At 63.7% G+C, this 18,082-nt stretch carries 10 protein-coding genes; 3 read left to right on the forward strand and 7 right to left on the reverse strand.

The window, feature by feature from the left end; all coding sequences use genetic code 11:
- Positions 1–119: 119 nt before the first annotated feature.
- From CKO42_RS13665 to CKO42_RS13695, 4 genes are all read right to left on the reverse strand, one after another.
- Positions 120–662 (reverse strand): AAA family ATPase, encoded by a 543-nt coding sequence (locus tag CKO42_RS13665; RefSeq protein WP_242479381.1) that lies wholly within the window; start codon positions 660–662, stop codon positions 120–122.
- Positions 663–713: 51 nt separating this feature from the next.
- On the reverse strand, positions 714–2,528 hold the full coding sequence (locus CKO42_RS13670) for an AAA family ATPase (protein ID WP_200244908.1): 1,815 nt from the start codon (positions 2,526–2,528) through the stop codon (positions 714–716).
- A 172-nt stretch (positions 2,529–2,700) separates the two neighbouring features.
- Positions 2,701–7,179, reverse strand: a complete 4,479-nt coding sequence (locus CKO42_RS27325) for a DUF3418 domain-containing protein (protein WP_420844304.1) — start codon at positions 7,177–7,179, stop codon at positions 2,701–2,703.
- Positions 7,180–7,909: 730 nt separating this feature from the next.
- Complete coding sequence (locus tag CKO42_RS13695) at positions 7,910–8,389, reverse strand: universal stress protein (RefSeq protein ID WP_200244911.1); 480 nt, start codon at positions 8,387–8,389, stop codon at positions 7,910–7,912.
- 79 nt (positions 8,390–8,468) lie between these two features.
- Between CKO42_RS13695 and CKO42_RS13700 the strand changes: the two genes are divergently transcribed.
- The gene (locus CKO42_RS13700) at positions 8,469–9,353 is read left to right on the forward strand and encodes a TauD/TfdA family dioxygenase (protein WP_200244913.1); all 885 of its coding nucleotides are present in this window, start codon (positions 8,469–8,471) and stop codon (positions 9,351–9,353) included.
- 144 nt (positions 9,354–9,497) lie between these two features.
- On the opposite strand, the gene CKO42_RS13705 is transcribed toward CKO42_RS13700, so the two are convergent.
- The 3 genes from CKO42_RS13705 to CKO42_RS13715 all read right to left on the reverse strand — a co-directional run bounded on the left by CKO42_RS13705 (position 9,498) and on the right by CKO42_RS13715 (position 14,833).
- Positions 9,498–10,427: a hypothetical protein gene (locus CKO42_RS13705; RefSeq protein ID WP_200244914.1), complete on the reverse strand. Its 930-nt coding sequence runs from the start codon at positions 10,425–10,427 to the stop codon at positions 9,498–9,500.
- Between the two features lie 222 nt (positions 10,428–10,649).
- On the reverse strand, positions 10,650–14,312 hold the full coding sequence (dnaE, locus tag CKO42_RS13710) for a DNA polymerase III subunit alpha (RefSeq protein ID WP_200244915.1): 3,663 nt from the start codon (positions 14,310–14,312) through the stop codon (positions 10,650–10,652).
- Positions 14,313–14,461: 149 nt separating this feature from the next.
- A complete protein-coding gene (locus CKO42_RS13715; protein ID WP_200244916.1) occupies positions 14,462–14,833 on the reverse strand; it encodes a thiol-disulfide oxidoreductase DCC family protein in 372 nt (123 codons plus the stop codon).
- A 200-nt stretch (positions 14,834–15,033) separates the two neighbouring features.
- Between CKO42_RS13715 and CKO42_RS13720 the strand changes: the two genes are divergently transcribed.
- Together CKO42_RS13720 and CKO42_RS13725 are read left to right on the forward strand one after the other, a co-directional pair.
- The gene (locus tag CKO42_RS13720; protein WP_200244917.1) at positions 15,034–15,903 is read left to right on the forward strand and encodes a DUF6279 family lipoprotein; all 870 of its coding nucleotides are present in this window, start codon (positions 15,034–15,036) and stop codon (positions 15,901–15,903) included.
- Positions 15,904–16,136: 233 nt separating this feature from the next.
- Positions 16,137–18,062, forward strand: coding sequence for a methyl-accepting chemotaxis protein (locus tag CKO42_RS13725; RefSeq protein WP_200244919.1), 1,926 nt, complete (start codon positions 16,137–16,139; stop codon positions 18,060–18,062).
- Positions 18,063–18,082 lie beyond the last annotated feature (20 nt).

The raw sequence follows: 18,082 nt of genomic DNA on the forward strand, positions 1-18,082 counted from the left end.
TCGAGCAGGTGCTTGAGCGCATGCCCTGGCCGGCCCGACCGGCGCGACGACGACCGCGACCAGCGAAGCGGCCTTACCTCACGCTTGTGGCGGCTTAGCAACAGTGGACCAAGGGATGATCAAGGCCAAGCGGTCTCCTGCAGCGCCCGGCTGCTGAAGAAATACCCCGACTCATAAAAATCGCGCAGGATGTTCCAATCCTCGTCGCGCACCACAGGCGGAAGCTGATGCAGGTCGCCAATCATCAGCAATTGCACGCCGCCGAAAGGACGCTCGGAGCCGCGTGTCTGGCGCAACACGAAATCGACTGCATCGAGCAGGTCAGCGCGGACCATGCTGATTTCATCGATCACCAGCAGGTCCAGACTGCGAATGATGTCGCGCTTGTGCCTGCCGAAGCGGTGCTCGGCGGCGCGGCGCTCGACCTCGCTACCAGGCACGAAGGGACCGAACGGGAGCTGGAAAAAGGAGTGCAAAGTCACGCCGCGGGCCTGGATCGCGGCCACCCCGGTCGGTGCGGTGACGACCATACGCTTCGGCGGACGCTCCTTCAGCCTGTGCAAGAAGGTGGTCTTGCCCGTCCCCGCCTTTCCGGTCAGGAAGACGCTGTTGTTGGTCGCGCGGATAAACTCCTGGGCCAGTTGCATCTGCGGATTTGTCATATCCAGCTCCGAGACGATTCGAGCGGCAAGACGGGTAATGGGGGGCTTAGATCAGAGTGTTCTCCAAACCAGCCGCTCCACGCCCAAGGCGACCACGGCAAAGGCACGCAGGTCGCTCAAACCATGACGCTGGGTCAAGGTGCCGCCATAATCGCGCGCTTGGGCTTCGGCCTCGTCAAGCTTGGCCGCCACCGCCGGCAACTTGGCTAGCGCTGCACGCGATTGCTCCCGCACCTGCGCGCCGCTCAGGCCGAGGTCCTGCAGGCTCAGGTATTTGAATTCCAGCAGCAGGTCCAACGCCTGGAAGCGGCGCATGTCCGGGCGCAGGATCAGCGCGAGATCGGCATAGCCGCGCCCGGTCTCTAGCTCAGAGACGGCCATGTAGAGCCGATCGTCGAACAGCAGGGTGAGAAAGGCGAATTTCACCAGCAGCTCGTTGCTCCAGCGATAGTCGCGATTGGAAAGCGCGCTGAAGTAGCTTTGTTCGATCAGCTCGCACAGCGGTGCGAGGTCGCCTTGCAGGTAGAGCGTCTCGCTGGCTTGCCGAGCCATCTCGCGGGTCTCCGGCGCCGGCAGCCAACGCTCGCGCAGTCGCTCGACATAGAGTCCGCGCGCGACCAGATTCGGGATGCGCAGAATCAACTTGGCCAATGCCCCTTCGCCGGCCAACGTCAGGATGCCGAAGAAGTACAACAGAGATGCCATGAACGGCTGGTCCTTGACCGCCGCGAGCACATCGGCGACGCCAAAGCGCTGCACCAGCTCGGGCACCACCACTCGGTCGTCGCCGCGCAGGGCCTCGATCAGGAGCGCTTCTCCGTGCGGTAACGAGGCGATGTAGACCAGCTTGTTGCGATCCATCGCCAGGTTCTCGTCCAGCATGCGGCGGGGATAATGGCCTTGCGTGGTCAGGGCCTTGAAGAAGTACAGGCTGAGCGTCGGATTGTAGAGGCTGGTCTCGGCGTCTTCGCTGAACCGATAGCCATTGTAGAAGGTGCGCATGGTCTCCAGCGCGCGATCGGCAGACCAGTCGCTGTCCGCTGGTGGCCCTTCCCTCGCCGCATCTGCGGTCTCCTGCGCCTCACCTTCCAGTTGGCTTAGAACGGCGGCGACTTCGGCCTCGGTAAAGCCGCAGAGATCGTTGAACTGAGAGAGCAGGTAGATGTCCTCGCCGACGTTGTAGCCGCTGGTCATGTCGCTCATCACCACCGGTGAAACGCCGGTGATGAACACCCGGTCTAGCCCCAGCCCGCCAGCAGCGGCCTTGATGGATTTGAACACCGTCTTCAGAAGACCTTCGCCCTGCAGCAGCGTCTGGTAGCGGTCCTGACTACCAGGGCGCGCGGCCATCAGCACTTCATTGGCGAAGTTGTCGTATTCGTCGATCAGCAGGTAGAGCTTGTGTGGGGTCGCGTGGACCGCACCGAGCACAGACTGGAAGGATGCCAGGGCGTCCTCAGGATGGAGCTGAATCGCGCGCGTCCAGTGGCATTGATAATCGGCGACGAATTGGGTGAGGCGGCCATTCAGATGCCGATGCAGCGCCGCTTCGATGTCCCCGATCTCCCCGTGCGCGGCGACTAGAGAAAAGTCCCACTTGAGTACGAAATACTGATTGTGCAGCGGCGTCGGCTCGCGACCGATGGCCAGGTTGCCAAACAACGCTTCGAATTGCTCAGCGCGATTGAGATCGTAGTAGTGCTCCAGCATCGAGAGCAGCAGGCTTTTGCCGAAGCGGCGTGGACGCAGAAAGACCAGCTGTCGCCCAGCCTGCTCGAGAGCGGGAAGACGGTCAGTTCGATCGAGATACCAATAGCCTTCTTGCCTCAGGGTGCCAAAATCGCTCAGACCATAGGGAAACTGCATGCGCGCTCGACTCCGTGGGGGCAACTAGATGGGGGCCAACTCAATGGCAGTTAACTCTAGTGCGGTTAACGCTACGGCGGCTAACTCAATGGGCGACAACTGATCATTCAGCATAGCATCGGTGACTGTGCCTGCCTTCCGGTCGGCTGTTCGGGTCATGGTTGAGCGTCGCTCACAGCCCCAGCTCGCGCCAGCGTCGCTCGAGGCGTTTGACCGAGACCGGATAGGCGGTACCGAGCTGCTGGGCGAAGAGTGAGACGCGCAGTTCTTCGAGCATCCAGCGGATCTCGTCGAGGCGCTCGTCTTGACGCTCGGCCTCGGCGGCTGCGGCGACTCGCTCGCGCCAGCGCTCGAGCAGTGGGGCCAGCTCTTGCATCCGCTCACGGTCGCGGGTGGCGGCTTGCGGCAGTTTTTCGGCGCGTTGCTCGAGCGCGCGCAGATAGCGCGGATAGTCTTGCAGGTGCTCGAATGGGATCTGGGCTAGGAAGCCACGGTAGACCAGGCTATCCAGGTGCGCGCGCATATCCAGCACTGAGGGTATCCATTGCACCTGTGTGATGCCATCAAGACGTTTCCGCACGGCCTGATAGATGCCGAGGATATTGCTGGCCAGGCTGCAGACCTCTTGCGCGACCGGGAACAGGCGCGGCTTGTTGGTCTTCAGGCGCTGCTCGAAGCTGGTCTGATCGCGGATCGGCGGCTGACCCTCGGTCAAGGTCAGGTCGAGGATCAAGGCCAGCAGTTCGTCGGCGAGATCAGAACCGGCCGCGGCTGTCGAGGTGGCTGAGCCAGCGCCGGCGGCGCCACTGCTGGTGCTCTTTCCCATGCCCTTCGCTGCACCCTTCTTTTTCTTCTTACTGCGCTTGCCACCTTTGCTGCTAGCGCTGGCCTCGGTGGTCGCGTTCTCGCCAGACGCTATCGCACCTTGCGCCCCTAGTCCGGCGAGCTGGCCGGACAGTGCAGGGGCACTCCGCACGGGCTCGGTCTGCGGCGCCTTGGCATACTGCAGACGCAGGCGACCGAGGCCACCTGCAGTATCACAGAGACCACGGCGCAGTGTGCGCAGATCGGCGCCGAGGGCGAGCATGAACAGCCGCCGCAGTCCGCCGCGCATCGCCTCGGCGGCGCTGTGCTGAGCGTCCAGCACTCGGATCGCGACGGCGTCGCCTTGATCCACCAGCGCCGGCCAGCCGCGCAGCTTGATCCCAGCACGGTCGAGGTCGACCGACTCCGGCAGCGTGCCAAAGTCCCAGCGTGTGAGGCCATCACGCTCGATCGCATGTCCCCAAGTCGCTGCGGGGTTGGCCGAGCCCAATGCGGTAGCTCCCGATGCGGCCATGGCAGCCCGCTGCCCCCGCTGTCCTCCAGACGCAGTGCCGCCGGACCAACGAGGTCCATTCGTATTGCCTTCTAGCCCGTCGCCTTTGGACCGACTCCCTCCACGCGCAGCGCCTCCCGCCAGGTGACTTCCGGGCACGCCAGCTCTGAGCGCCTGATCTCCAGGCGCAGGCCTTCCAGACAGGTCACTTCTCGATCCAACAACCCGGGAAGCGGAGCCAGGGTCTCCAGGCGAACGACCTCCGCGCGCACGGCTTCCAGACGGATCGCGTCCTGACGCTGCCGCAAGCGGCCCTGCCGACGCGCCCTGATCGTCACCAAAGGCACCCTCAGCCAACCGGCGCTTGAGCCGAAGCAGATCGTCGTCGAGCGCCAGGGTGCGCCCCTCCAGATCGACCAGCCGCAGCTTCATGCGCAGATACGGCGGCAGCGCGGCCTCATCCCAGGCGTCTTCCGGCACCTGTACCCCGGTCAGTGCCTTCAGCTCCTCGCCCAGGGCGCGCACCAGTGGCCGATCCGAGGGCGTCAGCCGCGCCGCCACCCGCGCCGCGGTATCCGGCATCGGCACGAACGAACGGCGTAGCGTCTTCGGCAGCCCGCGCAGCATGGCGGTGATGCGCTCTTCCAGCAGCCCCGGCACCAGCCATTGCAGGCGCTCGGGCGAGACCTGATTGATCAACATCGCCGGCAGCACCAAGGTCACGCCGTCGGCCTCATGGCCAGGCTCAAAGCGGTATTCGAGCGGCAGCTCGGTGGCGCCGATCTGTAATCGATCTGGAAACTGTTCTCCAGTGATCGCGCGCGCATCGTGCTGCATCACCTGCTCCAGGTCCATGTGCAGCAGCTTCGGCTGTTTTTGCGTCGCCTTGCGCAGCCAGCGCTCGAACTGGGGCTTGGAGTAGATGCCGGAGGGCACGCGCTGCTGATAGAAGGCGTAGAGGCCCTCCTCGTCGACCAGGATATCGCGCCGGCGCGACTTGGCCTCGAGCTGATGGACGTCGTCGATCAGCTCCTGATTGTGACGCCAAAACGGCGCGCGGGTCTCGAAGTCGCCCTCGACCAGCGCCGAGCGCAGGAAGACCTCGCGCGCCTCGGCTGGGTTGATCGGCCCGTAGTTGACCCGACGCCGGCTGAACAGGGTGATGCCGTAGAGTGTGACGGTCTCGAAGGCGGCGACCTGGCCCGAGCGCGACTGCCAGTGCGGCTCTGACCAGCTGCGCTTGACCAGATGCTGGCCCGCGGCCTCAATCCAGGCCGGCTGCACGCGGCCGCAGGTGCGGCCATATTGGCGTGTGGTCTCGACCCGCTCGGCGCAGATGATCCACTTTGGCGTCGTCGCAAATAGCGTCGAGCCGGGGTGGATGTAGAAGCGGCTGCCGCGCGCACCCTGATACTCGCGCTGCTCGTCCTTGAGGCCGATGTTGCTGAGCAGACCGGTGAGCAAGGCGCGATGGACCTCCTCGTAGGTGCCCTCGGCTTGATGGTTGACCGGGCGATGACTCGGAGGGTTGTCCGCGTGCTTGCCCTGATGCTCGCCGCTGGTCTTGCCCGCATCCTTGCCTGCGGTCTCCGCATGCTTGCTGGCGGCCTGCGTATGCTTGCCGGAGGCCTGTGCCTGCTTGCCGGCGACCTGTGCATGTTTCTCGGCCTGTTTGCCCAGGCCCTGCTCCCTGTTCTCGCGATAGCCAAGCTCGGCCATCAGCTCATGCAGCTGGATCTGGGTATCGCGCCATTCCTGCACTCGGTTCCAGGACAGGAAATGCTGCTTGCACAGGCGCTGGAACTTGCGTCGGGTCAGATGCCGACGCTCCTTCTCTAGGAACTCCCAAAGATTCAGAAAACCGAGGAAATCCGAGTCGGGATGGCGGAAGGTGGCGTGGATCTCGTCGGCGGCCTGCTGCTGGTCGATGGGCCGCTCGCGCGGGTCCTGCACCGCCAGCGCGGCGGCGATGATGCTCAGCTCGCGCAGGCAATGGTGCTCGGCACCGGCGAGCAGCATGCGGCCGATACGGGGGTCCACCGGCAGCCGCGCGAGCTGCTTGCCGATCGGCGTTAGGTCGCCGTTGGCATCGATCGCAGCCAGCTCCTCCAAGGCCCGATAGCCATCCGAGATCAGCTTGGCATCGGGCGGATCGATGAACGGAAAACGCTCGATCTCGCCGAAGCCGAGCTGCTTCATCTGTAGGATGACCGCGGCCAGGTTGGAGCGACGGATTTCGGGCTCGGTGTGCTCAGCGCGGGCGGCGAAGTTGTCCTCGTCATAGAGGCGGATGCAGACGCCCGAGGCGATGCGCCCGCAGCGGCCCTTGCGCTGATCGGCCGAGGCCTGGGAGATGCGCTCCACCGGCAGGCGCTGCACCTTGCTGCGATGGCTGTAGCGGCTGATACGGGCAAAGCCGGGGTCGATCACATAGTGGATACCGGGCACGGTCAGCGAGGTCTCGGCGACATTGGTGGCCAGCACCACGCGGCGCATGCCATGCGGCTGAAACACCCGCGCCTGCTCGGCCGGCCCTTGGCGCGCATAGAGCGGCAGCACTTCGGTCGACGGCGGATGATGCTTGCGCAGGGTCTCAGCGGTCTCGCGGATCTCACGCTCGCCGGAGAGGAACACCAGTACATCGCCGGGACCCTCGCGGGCGAGCTCGGCGACAGCATCCGAGATCGCCTGCTGCATCGCATCGTCACGCTCACCGGCGTGCTCCTCCTCCGGCGGGCGATAGCGGACCTCGACCGGATAGGTGCGTCCAGAGATCTCGATGATCGGCGCGGCGCTGCCCCTGCCAGCGTTCACAGCATGGCCTTTACCATTGGCATTGGCATTGGCATTGACGACGGCGGCAGCGAAATCGGTTCTAGCGCCAGCCGAATCGGCGGTGGCGGAATCGTTGTTTGAGCCAGCGCTAGTTAGGGCCGCGGCGCTGCCTGAGCCAAAAGCATCGACATCACCAACGGCAGATGCAGCAGCAGCACCGCCTGACGAAGAGGCATCGGCAGCTGCTTCACCAGCGGCAGGAGCATCGGCAGCAGTTTCGCCAACGGCAGCAACAGAGGCATCGGCAGCAACGCTCGAGGCGGCGCCAGAGGAAGCGCCAGCAGCAGCGCCGAAGTGCTTGGCAAAGCGCTGCGGGTCAATGGTGGCCGAGGTGATGATCAGCTTCAGATCAGGCCGCTTCGGCAGCAGCTGCTTCAGATAGCCGAGCAGGAAATCGATGTTGAGGCTGCGCTCATGGGCCTCGTCGATGATCAGGGTGTCGTATTCGTTCAGATAACGATCGCGCTGGATCTCGGCGAGCAAGATGCCGTCGGTCATCAGCTTGACCGAGGTCTCTGGGCGCACCCGGTCGTGGAAGCGGACCTTGTAGCCGACCGTACTGCCGAGCTCGGTGCCCAGTTCGGCCGCGACGCGGCTCGCCAGGCTGCGCGCAGCGATGCGGCGTGGCTGGGTGTGGCCGATGCGGCCGAAGACGCCGCGGCCCAGTTCTAGGCAGATCTTTGGCAGCTGGGTCGACTTGCCGGAACCGGTCTCGCCGCAAAGCACGATGACCTGATGCTGCTCGACCAGCTTGGCGATCTCGTCGCGGCGTTCACTGACCGGCAGCTCAGGCGGAAACGGGATCTGGCTCGGGATCGCGGCTCGACGGGCGTCGACGATCCCGCGCGACTGGTCGATCGCGCGCGCGAGATCGCGCCAGTAGTCATGGTCTTCTGTCGATGCGAAACCCGGCTGCGCCCCAGTGACCGACACTGACAGCCGTTTCAGCGCACGCTTGAGCCGGCGGCGATCCTTGAGGAGGCAGTGGGCAATGGCTGCCAGCGTATCTTGGCGGCGCGTAGACAAGGCAATCTCTTACAATCTCTTAGACAGAAGACAAGGACAGGACAGAACGAGAGCAGAACGAGAGCAGGACAAGAGCAGGCAGAATATGCACAAAGGAGGACAAGAAAAACAGCACGAGCCGCATCAGGGCAGCCCGACAACGGCGCTGTGCAAGCAGGGCTCAGTGGCAACGGTGCATGATGCGCCCGCGAGGCGCTCGAGCCTAATCTGCCTCCGCCTCGGCATCGAGCCGAACGGCGAGCACATCACAGACCTCATGCTTGAGCAGCGACTGCGGCGTCGACCCTAGCAGACGACCGAGCCAGTTCCGCTCATGGACACCGACGATCACCAGATCGGCGCCAATGTCGCGCGCGACATGTTGAATGCTTCGGGCCGTTGGACCTGACTCGATGATCCGATCCTGCGCCGTCACCGACAGGCGCTCACCGAGCACATCGATCTCTTTCTGCGCAAGCTCCAGCAGTTCCCTCTCCAGGCGACCATCGTCCGGCAGGATGGGCTCGGCGACGAAGGCACCACCAGCATACTCCGTGCCAGGCGCCACGTAATCGACCACGTTGACCAGCGAAAGCCGCGCGTCGAATCGATCCCGCATCATCACGGCACGCTCGAGCACCACCTCGGACTCGGGCGCAAAGTCGACACCGACGAGGATATGCGTGTAACCATTGCTCGACATCACTCTGCACCTGTAGACAACCTGATCCTGCCCAAAGTATAGAGGTTTCGACTGTCATTGCCTGAGAAGTAGCACAACCATGATTGATCTCGACGCCCTGCTCAGCCTCAACCGCCCTGAGGACTATGCGCGTTGGCGCGATCAGAAGCTCGCGCAGGCACCCCAGCGGCTCGAGGAGCTGATCGTCGAGGTGCGCGACCCCCGGCAGCTCAGTGACGCCGAGCGCCAGGCCCTCATCGACCGTTGTCGGCGCGCCAATATGGCCATCTATGTCTCCGCGCTCGGGAGCGACCCTGACAAGCGCATCCCGCACCGGCTCGGTGAGCAGCTCGGGCTTGGCGAGCTGGATCACAACCCCGGCGCTGATGAGGATGCCATCACTGCGCTGAGCGTGCAGCCTGATGCGCTGCATCGTCGTTACATCCCCTACACCGACCGGCCCATCGCCTGGCACACCGATGGTTACTACAATACCCCGGAGCGCCAGATCAACGCCTTCATCCTCCATTGTGTCCGGCCAGCCGCCGCTGGCGGCAGAAATGGACTCATCGACCCGGAGATGCTCTACATCCGCTTGCGCGAGCGGAGCCCAGCCCACATCGCCGCACTGACGCACCCGCGCGCGATGACCATTCCACCCAACAGCGTCGATGGTGTCGAGGCGAGACCGGCCAGCATCGGGCCGGTGTTCCGCCGCGGCGAGGCCGGCCATCTCGCGCTGCGCTATACCGATCGGCGACGCACTATCCAGTGGCGGCAAGACGCGTCAACTCAGGCCGCCGTCGAGGCCATTCGCAGCCAGCTCGATGACCCGCAAACACCGCGTTTCGAGGCCCGACTCGAGCCCGGCTGGGGCCTGATCTGCAACAATGTGCTGCATCGCCGCAGCCCGTTCGAAGACAACGCAGATCAGACTCGACTGCTCTACCGTGCCCGCTATTACCGACGCATTGCTGATACCTGAGCAGTTCCGCGCCCTGCTCAGGCCGCCAGGAACGAGCAATATCTCGGTCAGCCATCCAACCTGAAACGACAAAACGCCACGATCCTGACAGTAGGATCATGGCGTTTTCGGCCCGCCTAGACGGCGGACAGCAGCGGCCTAGCCTCAGCGCGGACTCGCGACCGGGCGCGGTGGCATCGGCGAGAACTGCGGTCCCCAGGTCGGAACCGGTCGGCTCGGCATGAATTTGCGTGGCTCAACCGGAGGCGTGAAGGTGCCAGGGATCGGCGGCGGCGGCAACTGGGCAATCGGCAACGGACGCTCTTCGGCCGGAGCACTCGCCTGCGCCTCGGTATCAACGGCAGGCTCAGTGCTTGCCGTTTCAGCTGCAGCCGGTTCGGTGGGCTGCGCTGCCGCTTCGGTTTCAGCCGCCTTTGCAGCCTCTTCAGCATCGCTCACTGCAGGCACTTCCGGGGCGGCAGCAGTTGGTTCCTCAGAAGCGGTCTCTGCCTCCGCGGTTTCTGTGGATGCCGGCTCAGCTGCTGGGGCCTCTTCTGAAGCCGCAACGGTTTCAGATGCCGTCGCCTCAGTCTCCGGCTCGGCATCGCTCGACGTCGTCTCCGCATCCGCCGCTGGCGCTTCTGCCGTCTCAGCTTCAGATGCCGCTGCTGGCTCAGCGGCTGCTGTCTCGGCTTCAGGTGCCGCCGATGGCTCAGCATCGCTGGCCTCGGCTGTCACCGCCTCTGCTGTTGGCGTTTCTGCCGCCGGCTCGTCCTCAGGGGCGGCCGCTGTCGCCTCTTCTGCCGCCGGGGCAGGCTCATCAGCCGCTGGGGCAGGGGCAGGCTCAGAAGCAGCGGCTTCCGCTGGCTGCTCTGGCGGCGGTTCTGGCGTCTTTACAGCAACCCGACCGACCGGCGCGAGGTTCGCGGCGACCGTCGAGGGTGGCAGCTGGGTATCGTCATCACCACCCGCCAGAAAGACGTAGCCGCCGCCGATCACCAACAAGACAGCAACGACCTTGACCGACAGCATGCCGATATCTTTCGGGTTCAGGGTCTCGAGCATAGAACCGAGACCGGACTTATTATCACTCACTGAAATCTTCCTCTTCGCGCAAGTTCGAGCCGCACATGGGGCAGGTCAAAACCCTGTGAAGACTGCCTGATTCTGCGGCGGTGTTCAAGGCGCAAGCACATTGACAGCGATAATATTGGGTGACTGACCAATGATTCTAGGTCCCAAACGGGAATGCTGAGCCAACGCGCCACTAATGTGCCACCCATTTCGCTGGGATGAATTGGTCGCCTAAGCAGCGGCCTAAGCAGCTGCCTCAGCCCCAGTCGCAGCCCCAGCAGTCGAACCGGCCGCAGCATGCGACCCGGTCAGCGACGGCTGCAACGCAGGCGCAGCCGTGCGCCGCGTCAGCCGGCGTTGATAAACCACCTCGACCGCGGCATCGTTACCCAACAACTGGCGCAGCCGCTTCAATAAGGCATCCGTCGGCTCGATCCTCCATCTCGCACCTAGCTGCATGGTCACCGCGGCCCCGGGACAGCGATACTCGAGCAACACCGGCAATCCCGTCTCGAGCCGGCTCGCCTCGAGCTCGGCTGCCAGCGCCTGCAACGCCTCCGTGCCGCATGCGTGTGCGGCCGGGTCGCTGAGATCGAGCCGCAGCGCCAGATGGTCGGCGAGTTTGACACGTGTCTCGGCGAGGGTGCGCACCTCGGTGGCGGTGAGGGTCCAGCCATTGGTGAAATTGTCCGGCCGCAGACTACCCGTGACCGCGATGATCGCATCCGGTACCAGCAGATGCCGCACCTGCTCGAACTGCTCGGGAAACAGGGTCACCTCGATGCGGCCGGTGCGATCATCCAGCGTCACCGTGGCCATCCGCCCCCGCGCCGTCTTGTTGGCGCGAATCGCCATGATCAGGCCAACCAGAGTGCGCTGCTCGCGATCCTGCCCGCGCGGCCCAAGGTTCGCTCCCAGCCCCTGTGCCGTCTCCAGCAGCCGACCGATGCGCTGCGAGACCATGGCATTCAGCTCGGCTTCATAGCGGTTGATCGGATGCCCGGTCAGATAGAGCCCAAGCGTCTCCTTCTCGCCCAGCAAGCGCTCGTCCTCATCCCAGTCTGGCCAGGTCTGGGCCGCGATCTGCGGGTCTGGCACCACCGCCGCAGCCTTGCTGGGCGCGGCATCCAGCGCACCAAACAGGTCGCCCTGCCCGGCTGCTTCCTGCGCGTGATGCTGCTCGGCAAGCTTGAGCGCCAATGGCAATCGATTGATCAGCGTCGCACGATTCTCGCCGAGCCCATCCAGCGCGCCGGCGCGGATCAGGGCCTCGAGCACGCGCTTGTTCGCCTTCTGCAGATCGATGCGGCGGCAAAAGGCCCAGAGGTCCTCGAACGCACCGCCTTGCGCACGGGCATCGAGCATCGACGCAATCGCCGACTCGCCGACCCCTTTGATCGCACCGAGCCCATAGACCACCGTATCGTCGCCATCGATGGTAAACATCAGCTCGGAGCGGTTGATCCGCGGCGGCTCCACCTTGAGCCCCATGCTGCGACATTCGTCGATCAGCGTGACAACCTTGTCGGTGTTGTCCATATCGGCCGAGAGCACCGCGGCCATGAAGGCGGCTGGATAGTGTGCCTTGAGCCAAAGTGTCTGATAGGACACCAGCGCATAGGCGGCAGAGTGACTCTTGTTGAATCCGTAACCGGCGAATTTCTCCATCAGATCGAAGATGTAGGTCGCGATCTTCGGGTCGACCCCACGCTCGGTCGCACCCTGCTCGAAGATGGCGCGCTGCTTCTCCATCTCCTCGGCCTTCTTCTTGCCCATGGCGCGGCGTAGTAGGTCGGCGCCGCCAAGCGAGTAGCCGGCCAGGACCTGTGCGATCTGCATCACCTGCTCTTGGTAGAGGATGACGCCGTAGGTGGGCTTGAGGATCGGCTCCAGGTCCGGGTGCGGATAGGCGACATCGGCACGGCCATGCTTGCGATCACAAAAGTCGTCGACCATACCCGACTGCAGCGGGCCGGGACGAAACAGCGCCACCAGCGCGGTCATGTCCTCGAAGCTGTCGGGCTGCAGCTTGCGGATCAGCTCCTTCATGCCGCGCGACTCGAGCTGGAACACCGCCGTGGTCTGGCAAGACTTCAGCAGCTTGAAGGCGTCGATATCATGGGCGTCGATCAGGTTGATATCGAGCGGCGCCTCACCCTTGGCCTGGCGCTCGGCATTGATGGTCTTCAGCGCCCAATCGATGATGGTCAGGGTGCGCAGACCGAGGAAGTCGAACTTGACCAAGCCGGCCTGTTCGACATCGTCCTTGTCGTACTGGGTGACCAGGTTGTGGCCACCGGGCTCGCAATAGAGCGGCGCGAAGTCGGTGAGCTTGGTCGGCGCGATGACTACCCCGCCGGCGTGCTTGCCGGCATTGCGCGCGATGCCTTCGAGCTTGCGCGCCATGTCGATGATGCCGGTGACGGCCTCGTCGTCCTTGTAGGCGGCAGCGAGGTCTGGGCTCTCCTCCAGCGCCTTATCGAGCGTCATCTTCAGCTCAAAGGGCACCATCTTGGCGATCTTGTCGACAAAGCCGTAGGGCTGTCCGAGCACCCGGCCGACATCGCGCACCACGGCCTTCGCCGCCATGGTGCCGAAGGTGATGATCTGCGAGACCGACTCGCGCCCGTACTTGCCGGCGACATAGTCGATGACCTCATCGCGCCGGTCCATGCAGAAGTCGACGTCGAAGTCTGGCATCGAGACGCGCTCGGGATTGAGGAAGCGCTCGAACAGCAGCTCGTGCTCAATCGGGTCCAGATCGGTGATCTTTAGCGCATAAGCCACCAACGAGCCGGCACCGGAGCCACGCCCAGGGCCGACCGGGATGCCGTTATCTTTCGCCCAACGGATAAAATCTGCCACGATCAGGAAGTAGCCCGGAAAGCCCATCTGGCAGATCACATCGAGCTCCAGCTGCAGGCGCTCGTCGTAGATACGACGCTGCTCAGCAAATGCGGGCGCATCGCGATCGAAGGTCCGGTCGAGCCGCCATTCGAGCCCGGCGCGCGATTCAGCCGCCAGGTGCTCATCAATGGTGAGGCCCTCGGGCACCGGTGAATCGGGCAAGAAGGTCTCGCCCAGACGCAGATTCAGGTTGCAGCGCTTGGCGATCTCGACGCTGTTCTCGAGTGCCTCGGGGATGTCCGCGAACAGCTCGGCCATCTCCTCAGGCGAGCGCAGATATTGTTGCGGGCTATGGCGGTGCGGGCGGCGCGGGTCATCGAGGGTATGGCCACCGTTGATGCAGACGCGCACCTCATGGGCGTCGAAATCCTCAGCAGCGAGGAAGGCGACATCATTGGTCGCCACCACGGGCACGCCCTTGGCGAGCGCTAGCTCCACACTCAGCTCGACGCAGCGCGCCTCGTCCTCGCGACCGGTACGGATCAGCTCAAGGTAATAGCGATCGCCAAAGGCGGCTTGCCACTCGTCGAGCAGGCGCTCGGCGTCGTCCTGATGACCACTTAGTAGGGCGCGCTGGACATCGCCGCCGGCGCCCCCGGAGAGCGCAATCAGCCCATCGGCGGCCTCAAGCACCCAAGCGCGCTCGACCTGGGCGGCCATGCCATCCTGCTGGCCCTGGGTATAGGCACGCGAGATCAGCCGTGTCAGGGCCGTGTAGCCACAATCCTCATGCACCAGCAGCACTAAGCGATGCGGCTTACACGGATCAGCCGGGTTGCGCACCGCCAGCTCGCTGCCGACGATCGGCTTGATGCCGGCGGCCAGTGCCGCCTTGTAAAAGCGCACCAGGCAGAAGAGGTTGGACTGGTCAGTGACTGCAACTGCGGGCATCCCGGCCGCAACCACCGCCTTCGCCAACGGCTTGATCCGTACCAAGCCGTCGACAAGCGAGTACTCGGTATGCAGATGAAGATGGACGAAACCAGGCTCCGACGACAAGAGGCACTCCGAGCGGTGACAAGACGAGAGGGCGCCCTAGTCTAGCGATTCGCTCCGGCGATGTCGCCGACGCATCGGGCGTGCAGGCCGATCACAGTCATCAAGCCGATATTCTCCTGCGGCTCGATCAGTTTTGGCCGACCGCAGCCTCAGTCGAGCATGCAGGCACCCTCGGCACAACGACGCCGAAAGCGGCGCTCAGCAAAACGCTGATAGCCCCATTCTAGTGGCCGCGTCAGTCGCAACCTGGTCACCAATCCTGCCAGTAGATGCCAGCGCGGCAACCGCTGCCAGATCGCGATGAAAGCCTCAACGCCGCTGAGCAAACGGCCATCAGGCTCCTGGACATGCAGCCGGCGCATCGCGCTCGGCAGATCAAGGCCTGCGGTTGCCAAGGTGTCTGCTGCTTGGGTGATATCGATCGATTGAATCCGACCATCCCGGTCGATCTTGCGATAATGGGCAATCTCACGGCTACAGAGCGGACAGCCGCCGTCGAAGAACGTTTTCAGCTCGGTCATGGTTAATCAGAAGAAGCTTGGCCTTGGGTGTCCATTAAGATTGCGGCCCCTGTGTCGAGATCAACGTTAACCGCATCCCAGACCAGTCCAGCCCGGCCCTACCCAGCACAACCCAGTACCACCCAGTACCACCCAGACCAGGCCAGTTGAATAGCCTGAGCTCTGCCGCCTCGTTACCCGTCCATCAGGATTTCCTGCCGATGCGCCGCCTCTTCATCGCCTTTCTCCTTATCTTACTCAGCACCGGCTGCTCAAGCGTGCAGCTGGCCTACAACAGCGCCGATTTTTTCATCGAGTGCTATGCCGATGAGTATCTGGGCCTCGACGGCACCCAGCGGCGTGACTGGTCGCCCCAGCTGAAGGCGGCACTCGAGCGCCATCGCGCCGAGGAGCTGCCCTATCTCGCGGCCTTTTTTGAACAGGCCGCACGGGATGCGCGTGCGGGGTTTACGCGCTCCAATGTCGACTGCCTAATGGATCAGTTCGAGACGCTCTATCAGCGCCATTTCCGCCTGGCCGCCGCCTCCGCCGCGCCGCTGCTCGCCAATCTGAGCCCGGCGCAGATCGACGCGCTGGCCAAGAACTTCGCCGAGGAGCATGAAGAAGATGAGGCTGAGGCCAATGCCGAGGATGCGGCGCGGCGCGCGCGCAAACGCGCCGAGCGCTATGTCGATAACCTGCGCTGGTGGTTCGGCGACCTGAGCTCCGAGCAGCGCGCGCTTGTGCGCGACATCACCCGCCGCGTCCCGGACACCGCACCAGCCTGGTATGACTATCGGCATGCTCAGCGCGAGGCGCTGATTGCGCTACTCCGGGCGGACGCATCGGCAACTGCCATCGAGCAGTTCTTAATACAGTGGCTGGTCGACTTTCAGGGGCTGCCACCCTCATTGGCCAACGCCCAACCGGCGCTGCGCGAGGTCTTCGCCGACTTGCTCCTGCGCCTGCAGCCAACTCTGAGCAACGACCAGCGCGAGCGCTTCATCGGTCGGCTCGAGGGGCTGCAGCGGGATTTCATGCGCCTGCAGCGCAATCCAACCGTCGAGCAAATGCGCTGTGCAACCGGCTAAGTCGCAATGAAGAGCCATTCTCTATTGCTCGCGACTTGTACTCGCGACTTGCCTAACCATGCCGTGCCAAATCAAGCCTCGGCTTTTCAGAGGATAAAGATGTGAACAATCTCACGGCAATAACCCTAATAATCTTGCTATAATCCACCGGCGGCGGCGCTGCAGCTCGGCAAACAAGCTTGTCAACACAACGCCTCAGACACCTGCCCCGATCACCCGTCTAGGAAACCGCTATGGCCCTCGTCAAAAAAAATCCCGATAGCTCTTCCGCGTCCGCAAGCACTCAGGACACCCGTGCCAGCAATGCCGCTGCCACCCGTGAGGCAGAAGCCCAGCGCAAGCGCGCCCGCACCCTGGCCAAGCAGCAGCAAGCCGCCGAACGCATCGCATCGGCGACGGCGCAGCTCGCCTCCGGTATCAATGAGGCCGCCTCCGCAGCCGAAGAATTGAAGCGTGCCTCTGACCAGATCGCCTCGGGTGCCGAGGAGGCATCAGGCGCCTCACAGCAGTCGCTCACTGCATTTAAGCAGGTGACGACCGCGCTGACCCATCAGCTGCAGAATGCCGAGGGCGCGCAAACCAAGGTCGAGTCGCTGAAGGCGCTGATCATCAATGTTGGTGGCGAGATCGAGACCTTTATCGCCAACGTCGGCACCAGCGCCGATCGCCAAGGCGAGTCGGTGAAGATGGTCTCCGAGCTCGAGCAGCAGGCCTCGAACATCGGCGATATCGTCAATGCCGTGGTGCGCATTGCCGATCAGACCAATCTACTGGCGCTGAATGCCGCCATCGAGGCCGCGCGCGCGGGCAATCATGGCAAGGGCTTTGCTGTGGTCGCCGATGAGGTGCGCACCCTAGCCGAGACCTCGGAGAAGAGCGCCAAGCAGATCCAGGATCTGGTTGCTCAGATTCAAAAGGAGGTCAAGCTGATCTCCGAGGGCATCAACAACTCCGCGACCAAGGTCCGAGCCGAGGTCGAAAACGGCAAGCTGATCAACGAGCAGCTCGCCCAAATCCAGAACGACTCCGCCGAGGTCACCGCCGCGATCCAAGAGATCGCCGCCGGTGCGCAGGAGTCTGAGATGGCGACCAAGCAAGCCCTGCAGGGCACCGAAGAGATCGCCACCGCCGCTGAGGAACAGTCGTCTGCCGCGGAGGAGACCGCAAAGACCGTCGCCGAGCAGACCCAGGCCCTGGCTCAATGCGAGCAAGCCGCACAGAATCTCTCGGATCTGGCCGAGGAGCTGCGAAGCTCAACCGACATCAGCAAGAGCGCGGAGGAAGTCGCCTCAGCGGCCGAGGAGCTCTCTTCGGCCGTGCAAGAGATCAACCGCTCCAGCGCGCAGGTCTCCGAGGCCATCGATCAGATTCGTAAGAGCGCACAGTTGCAGTCCTCGGCCACAGAGGAATCCGCCACCGCGGTTTCGCAGATCGAGAAAGGGATCGAGATCGCCCAGCAACGTGCCACGGGCGCCGACGAGAAGATTCGCAGCATCAGCGAACTGCTGAAGACCAATCAGACTAGCATCGATAGCCTGATCAACGGCGTCGCCGAATCGGCCGAGGCCTCTCGCGAGAGTCTGCGTCAGATCAAGAACCTGGAACTGGTGTCGCGTAATATCGACAAGATCGTCGATGCCATCTCGACGGTCTCGATCCAGACCAACATGCTCGCGGTCAATGGCTCCATCGAGGCGGCGCGGGCCGGCGAGTTCGGCAAGGGCTTCGTCGTCGTCGCCACCGACATCCGTAACCTGGCCCACGACTCGTCCGAGAACGCCGACCGCATCAAGGATCTGGTCAAGGCCGTGCAGGATCAGATCAATACCGTCTGGCGTGACCTGGAAGAAAACATCAACGCCGCCAATGCCGAGGCGCAAAAGGCGCGCGCGATCACCACCGGTTTGGCGACGGCCGAAACCGATGTTGCCGCGGTGCAGAAGAGCACTATCGACGTGCTCGAAGCCGCCACCGAGATTGCCGCTTCGATCAGCCAGGTGAAGACCGGCGTCGAGCAGATCTCCTCCGCTGCCGAAGAGGCCGACAAGGCCGCCACTGAGGCTGCCTCCGCTGCGACCGAGCAATCACAGGGCGCCGAAGAGTTAGCGGCTGCCATCGAAGAGATTGCCTCGCTCGCCGATGAGCTGCAAAGCGCCTGAGTGCACCCACCGTCTAGCCG

This window comes from Lamprobacter modestohalophilus, from assembly GCF_016583905.1.
Lineage (GTDB): Bacteria > Pseudomonadota > Gammaproteobacteria > Chromatiales > Chromatiaceae > Lamprobacter > Lamprobacter modestohalophilus.

Excerpts from the sequence above, each read along its gene's own strand:
- CKO42_RS13665 (WP_242479381.1), bottom strand. The coding sequence starts at position 662 with ATGACAAATCCGCAGATGCAACTGGCCCAGGAGTTTATCCGCGCGACC.
- CKO42_RS13670 (WP_200244908.1), bottom strand. The coding sequence starts at position 2,528 with ATGCAGTTTCCCTATGGTCTGAGCGATTTTGGCACCCTGAGGCAAGAA.
- CKO42_RS27325 (WP_420844304.1), bottom strand. The coding sequence starts at position 7,179 with ATGACCGACGGCATCTTGCTCGCCGAGATCCAGCGCGATCGTTATCTG.
- CKO42_RS13695 (WP_200244911.1), bottom strand. The coding sequence starts at position 8,389 with ATGTCGAGCAATGGTTACACGCATATCCTCGTCGGTGTCGACTTTGCG.
- CKO42_RS13700 (WP_200244913.1), top strand. The coding sequence starts at position 8,469 with ATGATTGATCTCGACGCCCTGCTCAGCCTCAACCGCCCTGAGGACTAT.
- CKO42_RS13715 (WP_200244916.1), bottom strand. The coding sequence starts at position 14,833 with ATGACCGAGCTGAAAACGTTCTTCGACGGCGGCTGTCCGCTCTGTAGC.
- CKO42_RS13720 (WP_200244917.1), top strand. The coding sequence starts at position 15,034 with ATGCGCCGCCTCTTCATCGCCTTTCTCCTTATCTTACTCAGCACCGGC.
- CKO42_RS13725 (WP_200244919.1), top strand. The coding sequence starts at position 16,137 with ATGGCCCTCGTCAAAAAAAATCCCGATAGCTCTTCCGCGTCCGCAAGC.